Genomic DNA, 18,649 nt, shown 5'->3' on the forward strand with positions numbered 1-18,649 from the left:
CATATTTATAAATAAGATACAGGCAGGTACGCATAAACGGGCCTGCCTGTATGTTTTAATACCCTGGATTTTGCTTTAATGTAGGGTTAGCCGTGATATCGTCAGTCGGGATTGGGTAAATATTCCTGAAATCTTCCACGCCCTTGCCATTTGCAACGCCACCCTTAAATGGCCACAGGTACGCCGCTGTAGTGAACCTGCCATAACGCACCAAATCGGTACGGCGGAAACCTTCCCAGTATAACTCGCGCGCCCTTTCGTCTAAGATAAAATCAAGTGTAATACCAGCAACATTACCGCTGACATTACCATAAGCGCGGGTACGAATATTGTTGATATACGTTGTGGCAGTAATTAAATCGCCGCCGGCACCGCCGCGTAATACCGACTCTGCGTAAATAAGGTACATTTCTGATAAGCGGAATATCGGAAAATCAACATCAGCATAATCAAGGCTCTTGCCGGGTACACCGTTGCGGTCTACATTGCGGTATTTGGTAACTGCAAAACCATCTGTAAAGGCACTTTGATCCTTAATTTCCAGATTTTGCCCATTTGTATAGAACTGAGCGCGCTTATCTGCCGATCCGGTATAATCAGGGAAAAGATTAGGAAGGTTCTTAGTGGTACGCGCACCGCTCCAGCCACCGCTGATACCAAAATTGCTGGCAGATTCGGAACCGCCAACCGGCGCATGGGTTAAAAACGTGGTACCGCCGTAGCTTTGTGTACGTAAACCATCATAGTTGATAGTGAAAATGTTTTCACTGGTATTTTGCTGGTTATCAGCAAGCATTATCCATTTATAATTGCTTACCAACGAGTAACCTGCGCCGATAACTTTTTTAGAATAGGTGATAGCATCGTCATATCTTTTGGTACCTGTATAAACCTCGGCGTTTAGATATAACCTAGCCAACAATGCCCATTCAGCAGCCTGATCTGCACGGCCATACTCATTAGCCCTCGGAGCTGCTAAACCTGGCTCGATAGCTTTCAATTCTGATTCAACATAGTTAAACAGTGTTTTACGGTCTACCTGTTTTGGTACAGTTACACCAATAAGGTCGGTCTCTGTAACCAACGGTGTGCTGCCATAAGCATCAAGTAGTACCCAATATTGGAACGCCCGTAAAAACCTTGCTTCTGCGCGAAACTGGCGGATTTTATCGGCATCGGCCCCGGAAATACCACGACTGCTCAATTGGCCATCGGCAGACTGCCTGATGAATTCATTAGCCAGCGTAATTTGGTATAAACTGCGGTAATATAAACCCTTTAAAAAAGGGTTCGCCGGAGACCAGTTCATATTATGGAAATCCTGGATACCTACGTCGCCCCATGCAATTACGGCTTCGTCTGTACTCAATTCTTGCGACTTCCAAAACAGGCGCAAAAAATCAGAAGTACCCTCATCAATCCCTTGCACATCACCATTGCCAGCTGGGCCCTGGTTGCCAGTTAAGGCAAAGGAGCCATAAACTTTTGCAAAAACTTGCTTGTAACCTTCGGCACTGGTATATACGGTAGCCGAGGTGATGTCATTTGTTGGCAGTAAATCAAGTTTCTTATTACAGGAAACCAAACTGCCGGTCAGCATTATTATTACAAATGCTTTAATAAAGTTCTTTTTCATATCGCTTATTTTAGCTGTTTATGTTACTATACGAATGATTTAAAATTTCAGATTTAAGCCAAGTACGTAAGTACGCGGGCGCGGATAAATATTGTTGTCGATGCCGCCATTCACCTCCGGGTCTACGCCTTTATATTTAGTGATAGTAAATACGTTTTGTACGTTACCGCTAAGGCTAAGCTGGGTAGAACCACCGAATAGTTTGCCAAAGTTATAACCAAGGCTTGCGTTATCCATTTTTAAGAATGAAGCATTTTGCACATAGTAGTCAGATAAAACATTTTTATCATTACCACCTATCAAACCGCTTTCGAGTACGTTGGTTGAACCATTATTTAGATAACCGAGCGGGTTGAGGATACTGCGCTGTACACCGGTGCTGGAAAACACATTGTTGTAGGCATAATTACCTAAATTAGCACGCATCACTACGCTTAGATTGAATTTTTTGTAGGTAACGTTGCTGGAAAAACCAAAAATGTATTTTGGATCGGACTGTTTGTACAGATAAAGATCTTTGTCATTAATAGAGCCATCATTGTTCCTGTCTACATAAACGTTATCAAGAGGTTTGCCATCTGTGCCGTAAACTTGTTGGTAAACATAGTAAACACCACGAGGTTGACCAACGATAAAACGCTGTACGCTCGAGCCTGTTCCGCCCGATACACCACCTGTAGACAAGCCTGTACTATTAGGGTCATTTACAAAGGTAAGTTTAGTAATCTTGTTTTGATTGTAGGTAGCGTTTAAAGAAACATCCCAGGTTACGTCTGCGCTTTTAATTAGCTGGGCGTTTAACGATATCTCAATACCCTTATTGGTCATGGTGCCTACGTTTGTGACAAAAGTATTAGAAAAGCCGCCACCTGCGGGCACGTTAACCGGAGCTAAAAGATCTTTGGTCTCCTTATAATAAGCATCGATGCTACCTGTTAAACGGCCGTTCAAGAACCCAAAATCTATACCGGCGTTGGTGGTTGCGCTTTGCTCCCACTTACGTTTAGGATCGTAAGCAACCGGGCGGTATAACTGGTAAAAAGCGTTACCAAACTGGTAAGAGGCCGTCTGAGAACTTAGCGAATAATACGAGGTATAAGCGTAATTAGACAAGCCATCCTGCTGGCCGGTCAAACCATAACCAACCCGTAATTTAAGATCAGATAATACGGTATTATCTTTTAAGAAAGATTCTTCCTTAATCTTCCAGGCTAGAGCACCCGATGGGAATACTGCATAGCGGTTAAGCGGACTGAACCTTGAAGACCCGTCGCGGCGGACGGTACCGGTAAGTAAATACTTATTGGAAATGGTTAAGTTGAGGCGACCATAGTACGACAAAAGCCTGTTTCTCGGAATATCAAAAGGATACGTAGGGTTTGATACCACCGTTCCATCCGTTGTGAGGTCGGGATAATTAGTTACGGTTGTTTTGTAATCGTAGTACGCATAACCGGCAACCGCATCAATACGTGTATCTATCGCTTTAACTTCTTTTACATAATTTAAGTAACCTTCAAATGTAGTGTTCAGCACTTTGTTGTCATACTGGTTATTTACACCGCTATGCAATACATTGTTGGCGTCTTTATACCGCCTGAAGCTTGATGCAGCATAATCAGGCTGTACGATAGTGCCCTTACCTTCGGATGCATCGTAACCAAAATTAACATTGGCGTGCAGATCCGGCAGGAAGTGCAATTTATAATCGAGTTGCAAGTTACCGATACTTCTTTTTACATCGCTTTTATCTTCGCGCTCCTCTAATAAGCCTACGGGATTACGCGGTGCAAGTTGCTTTAGGCCAGTTGCCGATGACGGGTCACTATCCAGGTATTCAAAGTAACCGCCGTAATTGCTGTTACCCGATATTACCGGTTTTGTAGGGTCGAAGCTAACTGCAGCACCAATGGCACCTTGGTTAGCAAAGCGTGCTTTACTTGCAGATCCCCTTACGTTCAAATCAATTTTTAAGTGATTGTCAAATAATTTTGGTGACAGGTTTATCGATGCAGATGCCCTGTTGAGGTAACCGGTTCTCAATATGCCTTTCTGATCTAAGTAACCCACAGAAATACGGTAAGGAACATTTTTAAACCCGCCCGAAATGCTCAGGTTATTGTCGTTACTGATAGCTGTTTTGTAAATCTCTTTTTGCCAATCGGTATTTTCGGCACCTAAAAGGCCCTGAAAAGTGGCATTACCGTTAGCTTTTACATAGGCGCGTAACTGGTCTGCAGACAACACGCTTACCTTTTTTGTTAATACAGCTGCTGATACCTGCGTATTTAAGTTGATGACTGGTTTGCCTACCAAGCCTCTTTTTGTAGTAATGATGATGACACCGTTAGATGCTCTCGACCCATAGATAGCTGTTGCAGAAGCGTCTTTAAGCACGGTAAAGGTTTCAATATCGTTAGGATTGATCAGCGAAAGTGCGTTTGGCGCACCAGCAATACCATCATTACTCAACTGAACGCCATCCACCACTATCAAGGGATCATTACTGGCGCTGATTGATGCACCACCCCTAATGCGGATAGTGCTCCCTGCACCTGGTGCACCGCCGTTTGACGTAATTGATACCCCGGCAACTTTACCGGCTATTAATTGCTCGGGGGATGTGATATTACCGGTTTGAAAATCTTTTGAACTTACGGTGGTTACAGAACCGGTAAGATCTTTCTTTTTAACAGTACCATACCCGATCACCACAATTTCGTTTAGTGATTTTGATGATGATTGCATGTTAAAGTTAACAGATAAAGGGCCGGTGCCCACAGTAACAGATCTTGGATCGGTAGTGTAACCTATAAAGCTGGCGGTTAAGGTGTAAGTGCCGGCTTTTACACCGTTAATTCTGTAAACGCCGTTTACATCTGTTGCACCGGCAATTGTGGTGCCTGCTACCAACACGGTTGCGCCTGGCAATGGCTGATTATTTTCATCGACCACTTTGCCGGTGATGCTCCCCGTTTGTGCTAATATCGCTTGCGATATAAATAGCACTGCAAAAAGGAGCATGAACTTTTTTAAGTAATTGTTTCTCATTTAATTAATTGGGTTAATAATGTAAATTGGTGTTGCTTGGTTTTAAGTGCTTCTTTTCCTAACCTGCCCAAACAATATTGGTACAGGTTAAAATGTATTCATTATTGATGATTCCGCATTGAAAATTTCAAAATCGACTCGCTAAAACGCTCTTATCGTGTAACGTCCCGGCTTCAACAGTGCTTAAGGTTGTTTCCGGCCCGTGGCGCAAACAAAAAAAAATTCAATACAAAAAATATAATTGGTTAATTCACTGTAGCGGAGCTATGTATAAATAGATCGACGATACTGCGAATACACAAAGTAAGGCAGCCGAACTTTTACGAACTATTTATTTATAAAAAATTTAACGAAATAGCGCTTTATTTAAATTTATAATGTTGATAATCAAATAATTAAAATTTAAAAAAGTCCAAAAATTTAACGGATGTAGCAGATTTTTGATACACTAAGGGCATTTATTAAGCTTTTACGCTTCAAATAATAAGGCAAAAATTGGGTTTTCTGCCTGTACGGTCCCAGCCTGCCAAACAGCCGCCTAGAGAATGGACGCTACAGGCATAACGGACATACAACCGAATTGGAAAATAGGCTTAGTGTATCAGGTACAATAAGTGTGAATTTTTCAAAGGCGGGATTAACTGATGATAAAATTAAGGTTTAGCCCCGATAGCGACCGCTTTAATTGCCATGATGCGCTGATCGAATTCGTCGCCATGAATGATTGCTTTGGCTTTAATACGCATTTTGTAAACGTAGATGGTTTTTTCGGAGTATTCTAATATCTTAGCAATGGCTTCGGTACCAGTTATACCCATTCGCATCAGCGCGAAAATGCGAAGATCAGTAGTGAGCACCTCATACTCTTTGGGCCAAATCTGGTTTTCCTTCTTAAACAGCGTATTGAATTCTTCAACAAAATTGGGGAAGATTTTGAGGAAAACCTGGTCGAAAGTATTGAATAATGTCTCCCGTTCCTTTTTAATATTGATATTATTGCCCATCAATTGGATATCATCATACTTTTTGGCCGGCAATTTTGTGTCTATAGATCGTTTAATTCGCTCCAATTGAAGGATATAGCCCGATATTACGTTAAAAAAGTAACCGATGTAGTCTTCTTTTATCTTGGTGCCTTCCATCAATTTTTCGTTCACCTTTTCTATTATCTTTTCTTTCGCTTTTAATTTTTTGTTGCGTTTGTATAAAAGTATAGATACCAGAATTACTGCTGCGGTCAGCACCGTAATCAGGCTGAGGCTTCTGATGTATAGCTTCTCCTCCCGTTCTATAAAAAGCAATTTTTCAGAAGCAACTATTGGCAGTAACGACCCGATTTGTACTTTTCTTTGCCTGGCGCCATAAAATTCAGCGTCGGCAAGCGCATGCTCCAGTGCTATATAAGCATTTTTAATATCTCCTTTTTTGTAGAGGATCTCGGCCAGCCAAAACAGCGCAACTGTTTCCTTTGTAGACGACCGGATATCGCTTATGGTTGCTTTTATCAGTAATTCGATACTTTTATCTGACTGTGAAGTGTTTTGAAAAACGTTGCTAAGCGTAGATTCCACAATAGCGTTCTGATGTTCGGTGAGCGTTTTAAGTTTTAGCAGTTTGTAAAAAAATACTGTGGCAGCGTCATTAAAGTTGTTTTTATATTTTTTATATCCCGACAGGTAAAGGTTATCATACGAACCCGGCTTACTTAGGAGTATAGCAGAATCGATATACTTATTTGCGAGTGAAGTGTAAACCGGGGTATAGTGCTTATCGTTATTGTAGGTAGCCAGATCATAATAAGCCCTCATTATGATAGAGTAGTATTCAACTTTAACTGAGTCATTCAGGCTTTGCACATTTATACCGTGCATGCTCTCAAAAGTTTCTTTAAACATTCCGGACGAAAGCAATATAAATCCCATCTTTATTTTGCTGAAATCCTGCTTAGATTTATCATGAAGAGCCTGGCTAACCGATAAAAGTTTGTTGGCATAAACATAAGCAGAATCGTATTGGTAAGATTTGTACTCGTCATATAATTTGTTCCCTACCGCGAATTGGTTTTGAAGATCCGATAAGGGCAATTGTTTAAGTTCTTTTTTTAGGGCAGTGATACGTCCTTCTTTTTGATGATCGTAATCTCCTTTTTTGTCAAAAGCCACTTTCAACTCGTCGAAAAGGTCGCTTGTGTTGGGTTCTGCTGCCAGCACCAACGGTGATAAAATAAACAAAAACAAAAAGAATACTCTCATAATTAGGTAATACCAGCGTAATGGGTAACGATAAATCTGCACGAAGATATGCGGATTTTAAAAAACGAAATAAAGATAACGATATGGTGCAGCAATTATGCTGAAAACTTAAAATCAAGATTATTTTTATTAAAACTTTAGGTAAGCATATTATTGTTCGGTGTAACCTGACCATTATATTGGCCAATAAGCGTTTCCACGATTTGCCTGAATTTTTCAAACTGCACCGGATAGAAGTAGTATCCTCCTTACCCAGTTTTACACAAGGCAGGACGGATAAACAGCGTTGCGACGGCGTTTTTGAAGACTCCATCAAGGCACTTCAAATGCGGAATGCGGTTGGGTACGGATTGGTGGATACCGGGCTAACGCTAAACCTGGTTTACAATCCGGCAGGTGCTTTTCTGCCACCATCGCAGGATGCGTTGAAAAAAGAGTATAAGTTTGCCGCTGTCAATAATGTAATGTGCCGCAATACGATCTCCGTTGGATGGGACGGCTATCTGTACGATTGTGATTTCAACCAAATGCTTGACCTCAAAATTACTCCGGCAATTTCGCAGCATTTAGCAGCATTTAGCAGATTTTGATTTGAGTTTATTACAAAACCGCGAGATCATTTTAAAATAACATTGCTACGGGTGTACAGCAGGTGCCGGTTCAAGTTGCGGCGGTGCAGTTACAGAATAATTATGAATGATATAACTCCTTTAAATACCGCGCTTGTCATATTTGTCCGCCACCCGGAATTAGGTAAAGTTAAAACCCGGTTGGCGAAGGTTATCGGCGATGAGAAAGCATTTTCTGTTTACAATTTATTATTAAGCCATACCCGCCAGATCACTATTCCATTAAACTGCCGAAAATTTATTTATTACACCAATCAGGTCATCGAACACGATCTCTGGACTTTCCCCGGCTATACCAAAAGGCAGCAATTTGGCGAGGATCTGGGCGCACGGATGTCTAATGCTTTTAAAGAACTATTTGACCAGGGTTTTAAACGGGTAATGATCATTGGCAGCGATTGTTATCAGTTGCAAACGACCATAGTTGAACAAGCGATAGCCACGCTGAACGATAAAGACGTAGTGATAGGGCCGACCTTTGACGGTGGGTATTACCTTTTAGGCTCAAACCGGTATGTACCTGAATTGTTTACCGATAAAGCCTGGAGTACAGATCAAGTTACAAACCAAACTGTAGCTACAGTCAACCAATTGGAACTAACGTATAGTTTGACGGAAAGATTGCACGATGTTGATGAGGTGGCGGATCTGGAATTAAACGAAATCCGCGTTTAACGGTAGTTCAGCATCTCTTTAAGAAAATGGTTCGAGATTATTCCCCTACGGGCTACCAAAAGGAAACACCAGATAATGGTTGTTTCCTTTTGGTATACCCATAAATATTTGATGCACAATTGGTTAGGACCAAATCTCATTTAGTTCGATATTTACCGATAAAATTTGTTGGTTTTCTCCCCCTTGGTCCAAAAGTGGTTTTAATATAGCATTAGCCTATTTTTTTCGAGTTCGATTTCCCCTTTAGGCTGTCGTATTTTCGGTCTCTTTCAGGTTTATTGGAAGTCTTTGCAATAAGGCAGAGAAAATTCAATATAATAACCGCCCCATTATCACCAACCTTGATGCCATTTTTATCTAATATAGTAATAGCGCGTTTAATCGAAATTGTTTTATCTACAAAATTAGGTGTTATGTTATTCATGATACAATTTTAAATAACCTTTTGACGTTTAGTGGATTGTACAAGGTAGCAACAGATAGTTCCATCCTTGTTTTTTAATAATTGCGAAGAAAAATCATATAAGAGTTTGGCCATTATTTATAGACGAACGCTTATAAGTTTGCTACGTGGAAAAATACGAGGGTATAAAAAAAGTCTATATTTAATCATTTAACCGGTAAATAACTGGCCGAAGTATCGAAGAAAGTTTTTTAGATTTTCAATTAAAAAATCGCTGATCAAAGCAATCTGAGCTAAAAAATTCCAATAAAATAACTTAGAGACTTACTGAATTACTTCGTATCTAAGTATATACTACAATAACCCTTACTGTCTGGATCTCTCCCAGTGCGCAAAGAACATCAAATATCGCCCATTGCAATATAGAAGTGCCCAATTATCTCTCTTAATGAGCAGTTAATCACTAGTGTTAAGTTAATATAATATGACGTATAAGAGTGTCTATTTGTAAAACAAATTACAGATGACATGCTATACGCTAAAACTTACAAAAGAGGAGATTGAAGAGTTATACTCAATAATCAACAAAAGGTTCTCATAGTTCTCAAACATTACGGAAAGCCTATTTAAGCGTCTTTGTATTAAATTCTTTTAATGCAAAGACAATAATCTCTTTCTCACAAGCAAACAAGCCCCTATGATACCAGCATGTTTGCCTAATTGTGATAGTCTGAGTTGAGTATCATTATTAACCAAGCTTAAAGAGTATTTATTGATGGCGCTTTTAATGGGAAGGCGTATATACTCGCCGGTTTGGGCCAAACTTCCACCCAATATAACTAACTCAGGATTGAATATATTAATGAGTAATGCGATACCGCGACCAATATTTCCGCCAATTTCAGCTATTAGTTCTATGGCCAGAACATCATCATTATTGGCAGCCTTTATGACATCTTCCATTTGTATCTCTTCCCCCTCGCCTTTTTCTTCAAAAAGGATTGATGAAGAACCCTCTTGCATCTTTTGTTTAACCATTCGAGCGAGCGCCCAACCAGATGCTTCAGTTTCGAGGCAGCCTTTTTTGCCGCAGTGGCATAGTATTTCGTTATCAAATAGTGGAATATGGCCAAATTCGCCCGAATATCCTGATTTGCCATAATACAATTGCCCGTTTATTAGTATTCCCAACCCTATTCCATAATCTATATTAAGAAATAGTACATCTTTTTCTCCTTTTACTATGCCTGAACTAAATTCGCCAAATGCCATAGCGCGCGAATCGTTTTCTAAAAACACCTTTATGCCAACCTTTGATTCGATGATCTTGCTTAATGGCTCTTCGCTAAAATTAAAAAAGCTGTAGCTGTAACCAGTAGCGTAATTAACCCGCCCTGAAATATTGATACCTATACCCAGTATTTTATCCTTGGGTATAGGGAGTTCCTTTATAAAGGTATTTATCAATTGGCACAATGTTTCTAACGATTCTTTATTGTTCTCCAGCTTATAAGGTATCTTTTCGGCAACTTTAACCAGATTTTTTTGCAGATCAGACAGTGCTACATTGATATATCTTTGGTTTATATCAACCCCGATAAAAAACGCGGACTCTGGCAGCAACCCAAATAAGTTTGGTTTACGCCCGCTTTTTGACTCCACCTTCCCGTAATCCTGTACTATACCATCCTGTATAAGGTCGTTCAAAAGCGCAGTCATCTTCGGCACGCTTATGTTTAACTCTTTAGCCAGATCAGCTATCGTAGCATCGCTCACATTAGCAAAATAACCTAAAATGCTTTTTTTAAGGTTCAGATTTTTATACGCTACACCAGTAGCGCTTTCGTTATTTAATTCTTCAAAAAATGTTTTACCCATTGGTTATACTTTATTATACTTCGATAAGCTTTTTACAACGTAAAATTAATATAAATCTACAAAAAAGAGCTTCTATTTTTAATAGTAGCCGATATTTTACAAGTACTTATTAAAATAATTTAATTATTATTTGCTTATTATTAATTTTTTTTATTACTTAGTGTTTTCTAAATTACAACACAATATCTTGTAAGAGCAATCACTAGTAGAATAATATACACATAAAGCATTCTATTAGCAAATATTAGCCTGATTTTAATCATAAAACAGGCGAATCTGTTAAATTATATTTTTTAATAAATAGTTCTTAATTAGTTAAAATATTAAATAGCCTAATAATCATGAGGAAAATTTTACTATCAACCATTATGTTATGTTTTATCATAGCAAGTTCATGCAAAAAAAACGAGGGTGCCAACCCTTATGACCCTAACACAAAAATTACAGTATCGGTTGTGCCAAAAATCATATCGTTTGCGCCGTTAACTGGCAAAACCGGCGATATTGTAGAAATCAGCGGATCGAATTTTACAAGCGCCACTGCTGTTACTTTTGGCAACAAGCCCGCAGCCTCTTTTAAAGTGAATTCAAACACCAGCATAACGGCCGTTATTGGCGAGGGCTCAACAGGCACTGTAAGCGTAACAAATGCAAAAGGCACAAAGGCACTAACTGGCTTTACTTACATTCCGCCGGTAGTTGTGGTTGAGAATCCTAATCTGGCACTGAATAAACCAGCAACAGCTTCAACAAGCTTTAATGACCCCGGATTGTCAGTAGATGGCAATCTTGGCACACGCTGGTCTATTGCCGCAGCAACGGAACACGAGTGGTACAAGGTTGATTTGCTTACAGTAAAGAAAATTAATAGAATTGATATAAAATGGGAAGGTGCCTACGCCACTGATTATGCACTACAGGTATCAATTGATAACGTAAATTTCACTACGGTGTATGCAACCTCAACGTTTACAGGTGGTGACGGAAGCAACAGTTTTCCTGCGGTAAATGCCCGTTATGTTAAAATATTACTAAACAAAAGCGCATTGCCTTACCCAATGTCGTTCTGGGAGTTTGAAGTATATGCAGATGCGCCGCCGATTAATTTAGCTTTAAACAAAACAGCGACGGCATCAACAAGCTTTAATGCCGAAAGCCTTTCTATTGACGGAAATTTAGGAACCCGATGGTCGTTAGCGGCAGCTACTGAAAATGAGTGGTATAAAGTTGATCTTGGTAAAGTTGAAAACATTGGCCGTGTAGATATTAAATGGGAGGGTGCCTACGCCACCAATTATGCGTTACAGGTTTCAACTGATAATGTAAAATTTACCACTGTGTTTTCAACGTCAACCTTTACTGGTGGTGACGGAAGTAACAGTTTCCCTGCGGTAGATGCGCGGTATGTGAAAATATTACTGATTAAAGGTGCGTTGCCTTATCCAATGTCATTCTGGGAGTTTGAAGTGTATAAAAAATAGATTTAGTTAGATTAGTTTGGCATGCCGCACATGAGAGCGGCATGCCTTTATTAAACACACAATCGTGATGAAAAAAAGCATCTTTACAATAATTATAATTAGCTTAATAGGCATCGTTAATGCCTGTAAAAAAGAACAGCATCCGGGTAAAATCCCTATAACAGATAGCACAGTTGTAAAGCCGGACGTGCCTGTTGCCTCAAATATATATGATTCGGTAATAAATAACCAGGTGCGATATATACTTGCCGCCCAAATGCCAAGCGGTGCTTTAAAGGATAATCAAGAACCTAACAGCAGGATATGCGGATATTTTGCCAACATATCCTGCCGTGCTTTGCTCAAAAAACCTACCGCTGATAATGTTGCTGCGGTAAAAAAGTATATGGCATGGTACATGAGCAAACTTAACGGTAGCGTAAACCCCATAACTGGTAAGCCCGAAGTGCCGGGCTCGGTATATGATTACTTCGCCCCCGCAGAAAGTACAAAAGGGACGTATGACTCGGTAGATTCATACGCTGCTACATTTTTATCATTAGCTAAAGAACTGGCCGCTTTATCGCCAGCTGATAAAGCCTGGGTAGCAGGGTATTCCGTGCAACTTACCTTAATTGGCCAGGCGATGGAAAAATGTATTGATAATTCGGATAATAATATACCCATTGGATTTAGCCCCGATGATAATGACGGTCTGTCGATTGATTCGTATGTTCATGGTGCTAAGTATGCCATGGATAATTCTGAAGTTAACGAAGGGCTAAAATCTATGATTTGGCTACAAGTTCAGGTATTAGGTGGTTCAAAAACCGCACATTTTCAAAACTTGTTAGATGTTAATACCAGTGCTATTGAAAGCCAGTTATGGCGTGGAAACAGGTATAACTGGAATGATGATGGCAGCACCGGTGCAAGTATTTCCAAATGGTCTAATTTTTATGCTGACGCTACCTGCCAGCTATATCCTGGGCTATTTGGTGTTATTGATCCCTTGTCCCCACGCGCAAACCAGCTGTACAGCACATTTAATGTGAATTACCCGGCTTGGTCTAACGGCACAATATACTCTGGTGCATACCCTTGGGCTGTAATATGTTATGCCGCTGCTATGCTTAACGATAAAGCAAGGGTTGACGAATACATAAAACATATCCTGGCACTAAATAAAGCTGGTAAGCAGAAAGATTACTGGTATAATGCTGAGGCAGCGTTTGTAATACTAGCCGCAGATAAGATAAAGAACCCGGGCAATAATGCAATTTTTATCCCTACACCAGTTGCCACAGACCCGCCTATTGACGATAAAGGCAATCTTGCTTTAAATAAAACAGCCACTGCATCAAGTAGCTTTAATGCCGAGAGCTTGTCTGTTGATGGTAATCTAGGAACACGTTGGTCTACTAAATTAGCTACTGATAACGAGTGGTTTAAAGTTGACCTTGGTGCGATAAAAAATATAAGCCGGGTAGATATAAAATGGGAGGGTGCCTACGCAAGCGATTATGCGTTACAAGTGTCAACCGATGACGTCAAATTTATTACTGTGTTTGCAACCAGTACAAGTAAAGGCGGAGATGTAAGCAACTCTTTTGCTCCGGTAAATGCGCGGTATGTAAAAATACTACTTAACAAAGGCGCATTGCCATATCCAATGTCATTTTGGGAGTTTGAGGTGTATAAATAAATATAATGCCGTATCGCATAGTTATCATAAAAAGCATTTCAACTATATTATAATTAATTCACGTAATATATAAAACCTTATAATACACACAAATTATGAACCCATTATTAAAAAAAACACTCACACTTGGCTTCGCCTCAAGTATGCTTCTATCCTGTCAAAAAGGGCAATTGCCGCCGGGCAAAGCGGACGTAGCAAACCAACCTGGCATCAATACTAAAACTGTTCGTTTAAATGCAACTACAGTTAATTATTCAACTATTATTACTAAACAAATCAACTTCATCCTTGCAGGCCAGCTGCCATCAGGGGCTATGATGAATACATCGGTACCCGGCAGCAGAATATGCGGTTATTTTGGAAATATTGCCTGCCTTGGCGTACTCGAAGCTCCCACTGCCACTAATCAAACAGCCGTAAAAAATTGGATGATTTGGTATATGGGCAAGCTAAATGGCACTACAAATCCTGTAACAGGAAAATCCGAAGTAGCCGGTTCGATATACGACTATGCTGGCTCGGCCGAAACAACTAATGGCACTTATGATTCGGTAGATTCTTACGCGTCAACATTTTTAATGTTAGCAAAGCGTTATGGTGAATTGTCTGCAGCTAACAGAACATGGCTTGCGGGCTATTCGTATCAATTAACGCTTATTGGTAATGCGTTAATGGGGTGTATGGATAATTCTACCAATAGCATTCCTACACTTTATACTCCTGACGATAACGATTGGCTTACTATTGACTCGTATGTGCATGGAGCCAAGAACTTGATGGACAATGCTGAAACGAACCAAGGGTTAAAGGCAATGGTTTGGTTACAAAGCAACGTAATTACTAATGGTAACCCTGCTTATTATTCAAGCGTTTTAACATCCAACACTAGTGGTATCGAAAGCCAGTTATGGCGCTCAACCATGTACAATTGGAACGATAACGGTACCACAGGTGCAACTATGTCAAATTGGAGTACCTGGTATCCCGACGCTGTATCCCAGCTGTATCCCGCTATGTTTGATGTGATAGCACCAACATCTGCCAGGGCAGCTAATTTATACGGCACGTTTAATACCAAATACGCCAATTGGTCAACCGGGTTTGTGAATGATCCAACCGGCTTTCCTTGGGCTGCAGTAAGCTATGCCTCGGCTAAAATGAGTGATTTTAGCCGCACAAATGCGTATTTAACATATCTGGATAGTTTTGCGGGCACTACACAGCCAAATAACTGGTACAATCTCGAAGCAGGGTTTGCCATACTCGCGGCAAAAGTTGCAAGCACAGCACCGGTTAATTTAGCCCTTAGCAAAACAGCGACGGCTTCATCAAATACAACCAGTGCAGGCAACTCAAACGATGGTGATTTAGGAACAAGGTGGTCAAGCGCAGTTGCCGATAACGAATGGTGGAAAGTTGATCTGGGTTCGAACAAAACGGTAAGTAAGGTAATTATTAGGTGGGAAGCGGCTTATGATACTAACTACTCCATACAAACTTCTGTAGATGATGTAACCTATACTAATGCTTACACCACCACAATTGGCGATGGAGGTGATGATGTGATAACATTTAACGCAACTACTGCACGCTATGTAAAAATATTATGTACCACGCGCGTACAGCCTTTGTGGGGATCTTCCTTTTGGGAGGTCGAGGCTTATTAAGCCTGTCTAATTCGCTACAAGCTCTGGTGTATTGGAAAAAATAATTAATCTAATAGGTTATATAATAATTATCCATCATAAACAATATGCCAGGGCTTTAATTCTATGCCCTTTTTAATGCAAACTATTTAACATGATATGAAATGAAAGAAATTTTTACAAATAAAAAAAAACTATTGAGCTTTATAGCAGTACTACTTATGATGGTGTGCGGCCAGCAAGCAATGGCTCAAGCTCAAAATGTAACAGGCCAGGTAATTGATATGAACGGATTGCCGCTACCGGGTGTAACCGTATCTATAAAAGGGACAACGAAAGCTATTGCTACCGATGCAAACGGCAAGTTTCAGATACAAGTAGCACCCGGCGAAAATACCCTCTCGGTAATGATGATGGGCTTTACAACTAAAACTTTAATCGTTAAAGGCGGGCAGGACGTAAAGATAGCTTTAGAGGGTACTATGTCTGACCTGAAAGAGGTTGTTGTTGTAGGTTACGGTTCTATAACAAAAAAGGAAATTACCGGTGCTGTATCAGTAATAAAAGGCAGCCAGGTAAATAATATGCCGGTGAGTAGTGTAGCAGACATATTGCAGGGTAAGGCAGCGGGCGTAACTGTTTCGCAAAGCAGCGGTAGCCCAGGTTCCGCATCGGTAGTGCATATAAGGGGCATTGGCTCAATAAACGGCAGTACCGATCCATTGTACATTGTTGATGGTTTACCGCAAACAGACATCAACTATTTAAATCCTAATGATATTGAAAGTATTGCTATACATAAAGATGCATCAGTAGCTGCCATTTATGGTTCAAGGGCTTCTAATGGCGTAATTATTGTAACCACCCGGTCGGGCGCTAAAAACGAGAAAGTGGTTATTTCGTATGATGGTTATTATGGCTTCCAGTCGCCCTGGAAGCGGCCACAGATGCTAAACGCACAGCAATTTATCGCTTACAAAAATTTGGCGGCAACTAATGCCGGGGCGGTTAAGCAATTCGACTTTTCTACACAGACCAATATAGATTCGGTATTGCGTTTTGTTGGCGCAAATACCGGGCCTAACGGCACCGACTGGTGGAACGAAATAACCCGTTACAATGCTCCGGTGCAAAGCCATAACATCAGTGTAAGCGGAGGCGGAAAAGACGTTAGTTTTTTATCAAGCCTTGCCTACCTCAATCAAAAAGGCATTATAGCTGGTTCGGACTATGAGCGGGTATCTTGGCGGAACAATGTAAATGCACAAGTTAGTAAACGCGTTAAGTTAAGTACCAATTTAGGTTTGATATACGAAGGCCGCCGTACTGTTGATGAAAACAACCCATTTACCGGTACCATTTTTAGCGCCATGACGGCCGACCCAATAACACCGGTATATCGCAATAACCTACAGGGATTGCCTTCGTTCTTAAACATCATTAACTCGGGTTACGAGCCTACTAATCCATTCTCGCAGTATTCGGGCCTGTTGTACTCAAATAAGCGCAACCCTGTTGCGCAGATAGAAAGGCTGCGCCAAAGTAATTTCGAGAATTTAAGTATAAAGGGTGGTATCACTGCCGATATACAAATATTAAAAACGCTTAGTTTTCAAAGCCGTGGCGGGATGGATTTGCAGCGCGCCTTATCAAAAGGCTTTTCGCCGCAGTATTACTTAAACGCGTTTGATAATGCTAATACCAATACCGTTAGTAATTACTCATACACTACCAATTATTTTGTGACAGAAAACACCCTGAACTACGATCAAACCTGGGGTAAATACCATTTAACAACCTTAGGAGGTGTATCTGCCGAAGCAACAAATGTATCGCAGTTTGGCGCATCCATACAAGGGTTTGTAAACAACGACGTTGATATGCGGGTTTTAAGTGCGGGTACCATTAACCCACAGGTTTCGGGTTACCCATACGGAAATTCAATTGCATCATATTTTGGCAGAATTGGGTTTGATTACAATGGTAAATACATTGTTGCAGGTAATATACGCCGCGATGGGTCATCGCGCTTTGCCGATGGCTATCGCTGGGGCACTTTCCCTTCTGCATCGGCAGCATGGCGTTTTACCGAAGAAAATTATTTTAAAGACAAACAAAGCAACTGGTTAAGTGATGGTAAATTAAGGGTAAGCTATGGTTTAATAGGCAACCAAAATATTGGTGGCGGTGCTTATTTATCTACTTATGGTAGCAGCATTTATGACCGGTATGAGTTTGGAAACGAAAACACACCTTTCATAGGTGCCGGCCGCCAATCTACTGGTAACACGGTTTTGAAATGGGAAACTTCCAAACAATTAGATATCGGTTTGGACCTATCGTTTTTTAATGGTAGACTAAACTTAGCAGCCGATTATTTTGACAAGAAAATTGATAATATGCTACTAATAGTGCCCTTGCCAACTACATTGGGCTATCCAACTTCGCCGTACTCAAACGCTGGAAATATGCAAAATAAAGGCTGGGAATTTGAATTGGCCTATAACAACAATATTGGTGCATTTAAGTATAGCGTAAACGGTAATATATCCGCATATCGAAATAAGGTTACAAAATTGGGTAATGGCGAACCAATATTTGCTACCGCGCACTTAGGCGAGGTATTTACCAAAACAGAAGTAGGCATGCCGGTGGGTTATTACTACGGTTATGTAACTAATGGCATATTCCAAAATGCAAAGCAAGTGGAGGACGGCCCCCAACGGGAAACCGCGTCGCCCGGAGATATACGCTTTAAAGATATAAACGGCGATGACGTAATTGATGCTAAAGACCGTACGATGATAGGTAACCCATGGCCTGATTTTGTATACGGTTTAACCATGAACGCGTCATATAAAGGTTTCGACCTGAGCGTATTTTTCCAGGGTTCGCAGGGGAATGACGTAATGAACATACAGCGTTACGATACCGAATCGGGCACAGGCTATTACAATGCTACCAAAGGCTTTCTCGAAAAATCATGGAGCGGCGAAGGCAGTACAGATAAGTATCATAAAATATCGCAAAAACAAGGGCTTAACAACAGCGTTTCTGACTATTTTGTTGAAGACGGCTCTTACCTGCGTGTAAAAAATGTGCAATTGGGCTACAATTTTGCCAATACCTTTTTACAGAAGCTAAAGATGAAACAGTTTAGAGTTTATGTAGGTGCGCAAAACCTGTTTACAGTTACTGGTTATTCGGGGCTCGATCCTGAGATAGGTTCGGCAGACCCTAAACTTACCGGGATAGATCAGGGATATTATCCACAAGCAAGAACATTCATGATAGGCATCAACGCAAAATTCTAA

Annotated in this window: 11 protein-coding genes; 6 read left to right on the forward strand and 5 right to left on the reverse strand. The window is 40.5% G+C overall.

Going from position 1 to position 18,649, the window contains the following annotated elements:
• Positions 1 to 55: 55 nt before the first annotated feature.
• The 3 genes from RHM67_RS01085 to RHM67_RS01095 form a co-directional block, all read right to left on the reverse strand.
• Positions 56 to 1,636, reverse strand: a complete 1,581-nt coding sequence (locus tag RHM67_RS01085; RefSeq protein WP_322229742.1) for a RagB/SusD family nutrient uptake outer membrane protein — start codon at positions 1,634 to 1,636, stop codon at positions 56 to 58.
• Positions 1,637 to 1,675: 39 nt separating this feature from the next.
• Positions 1,676 to 4,687, reverse strand: a complete 3,012-nt coding sequence (locus RHM67_RS01090; protein WP_322229744.1) for a TonB-dependent receptor — start codon at positions 4,685 to 4,687, stop codon at positions 1,676 to 1,678.
• 653 nt (positions 4,688 to 5,340) lie between these two features.
• Positions 5,341 to 6,939, reverse strand: a complete 1,599-nt coding sequence (locus RHM67_RS01095) for a DUF6377 domain-containing protein (protein WP_322229746.1) — start codon at positions 6,937 to 6,939, stop codon at positions 5,341 to 5,343.
• Positions 6,940 to 7,142: 203 nt separating this feature from the next.
• Between RHM67_RS01095 and RHM67_RS01100 the strand changes: the two genes are divergently transcribed.
• Both RHM67_RS01100 and RHM67_RS01105 read left to right on the forward strand, forming a co-directional pair.
• Positions 7,143 to 7,529: a DUF3641 domain-containing protein gene (locus RHM67_RS01100; RefSeq protein WP_322229748.1), complete on the forward strand. Its 387-nt coding sequence runs from the start codon at positions 7,143 to 7,145 to the stop codon at positions 7,527 to 7,529.
• Between the two features lie 102 nt (positions 7,530 to 7,631).
• Positions 7,632 to 8,243, forward strand: a complete 612-nt coding sequence (locus RHM67_RS01105; protein WP_322229751.1) for a TIGR04282 family arsenosugar biosynthesis glycosyltransferase — start codon at positions 7,632 to 7,634, stop codon at positions 8,241 to 8,243.
• Positions 8,244 to 8,454: 211 nt separating this feature from the next.
• Here the strand turns inward: RHM67_RS01105 and RHM67_RS01110 are convergent, their stop codons facing one another.
• Together RHM67_RS01110 and RHM67_RS01115 are read right to left on the reverse strand one after the other, a co-directional pair.
• Positions 8,455 to 8,667: a hypothetical protein gene (locus RHM67_RS01110; protein ID WP_322229753.1), complete on the reverse strand. Its 213-nt coding sequence runs from the start codon at positions 8,665 to 8,667 to the stop codon at positions 8,455 to 8,457.
• A 630-nt stretch (positions 8,668 to 9,297) separates the two neighbouring features.
• Positions 9,298 to 10,524: an ROK family transcriptional regulator gene (locus tag RHM67_RS01115; protein ID WP_322229756.1), complete on the reverse strand. Its 1,227-nt coding sequence runs from the start codon at positions 10,522 to 10,524 to the stop codon at positions 9,298 to 9,300.
• Between the two features lie 341 nt (positions 10,525 to 10,865).
• On the opposite strand from RHM67_RS01115, the gene RHM67_RS01120 reads away from it, so the two are divergent.
• The 4 genes from RHM67_RS01120 (at position 10,866) to RHM67_RS01135 (ending at position 18,649) form a co-directional block, all read left to right on the forward strand.
• Positions 10,866 to 12,005 carry a discoidin domain-containing protein gene (locus RHM67_RS01120; protein ID WP_322229759.1) on the forward strand — a complete coding sequence of 380 codons (1,140 nt, stop codon included), beginning with the start codon at positions 10,866 to 10,868 and terminating at the stop codon, positions 12,003 to 12,005.
• A gap of 67 nt (positions 12,006 to 12,072) precedes the next feature.
• On the forward strand, positions 12,073 to 13,689 hold the full coding sequence (locus RHM67_RS01125; RefSeq protein ID WP_322229762.1) for a discoidin domain-containing protein: 1,617 nt from the start codon (positions 12,073 to 12,075) through the stop codon (positions 13,687 to 13,689).
• A gap of 95 nt (positions 13,690 to 13,784) precedes the next feature.
• Positions 13,785 to 15,356: a discoidin domain-containing protein gene (locus tag RHM67_RS01130; protein ID WP_322229764.1), complete on the forward strand. Its 1,572-nt coding sequence runs from the start codon at positions 13,785 to 13,787 to the stop codon at positions 15,354 to 15,356.
• Positions 15,357 to 15,499: 143 nt separating this feature from the next.
• Complete coding sequence (locus RHM67_RS01135; RefSeq protein ID WP_322229767.1) at positions 15,500 to 18,649, forward strand: TonB-dependent receptor; 3,150 nt, start codon at positions 15,500 to 15,502, stop codon at positions 18,647 to 18,649.

The sequence above is a fragment of the Mucilaginibacter sp. 5C4 genome, assembly GCF_034345625.1.
GTDB classification, from domain to species: Bacteria; Bacteroidota; Bacteroidia; order Sphingobacteriales; family Sphingobacteriaceae; genus Mucilaginibacter; species Mucilaginibacter aurantiaciroseus.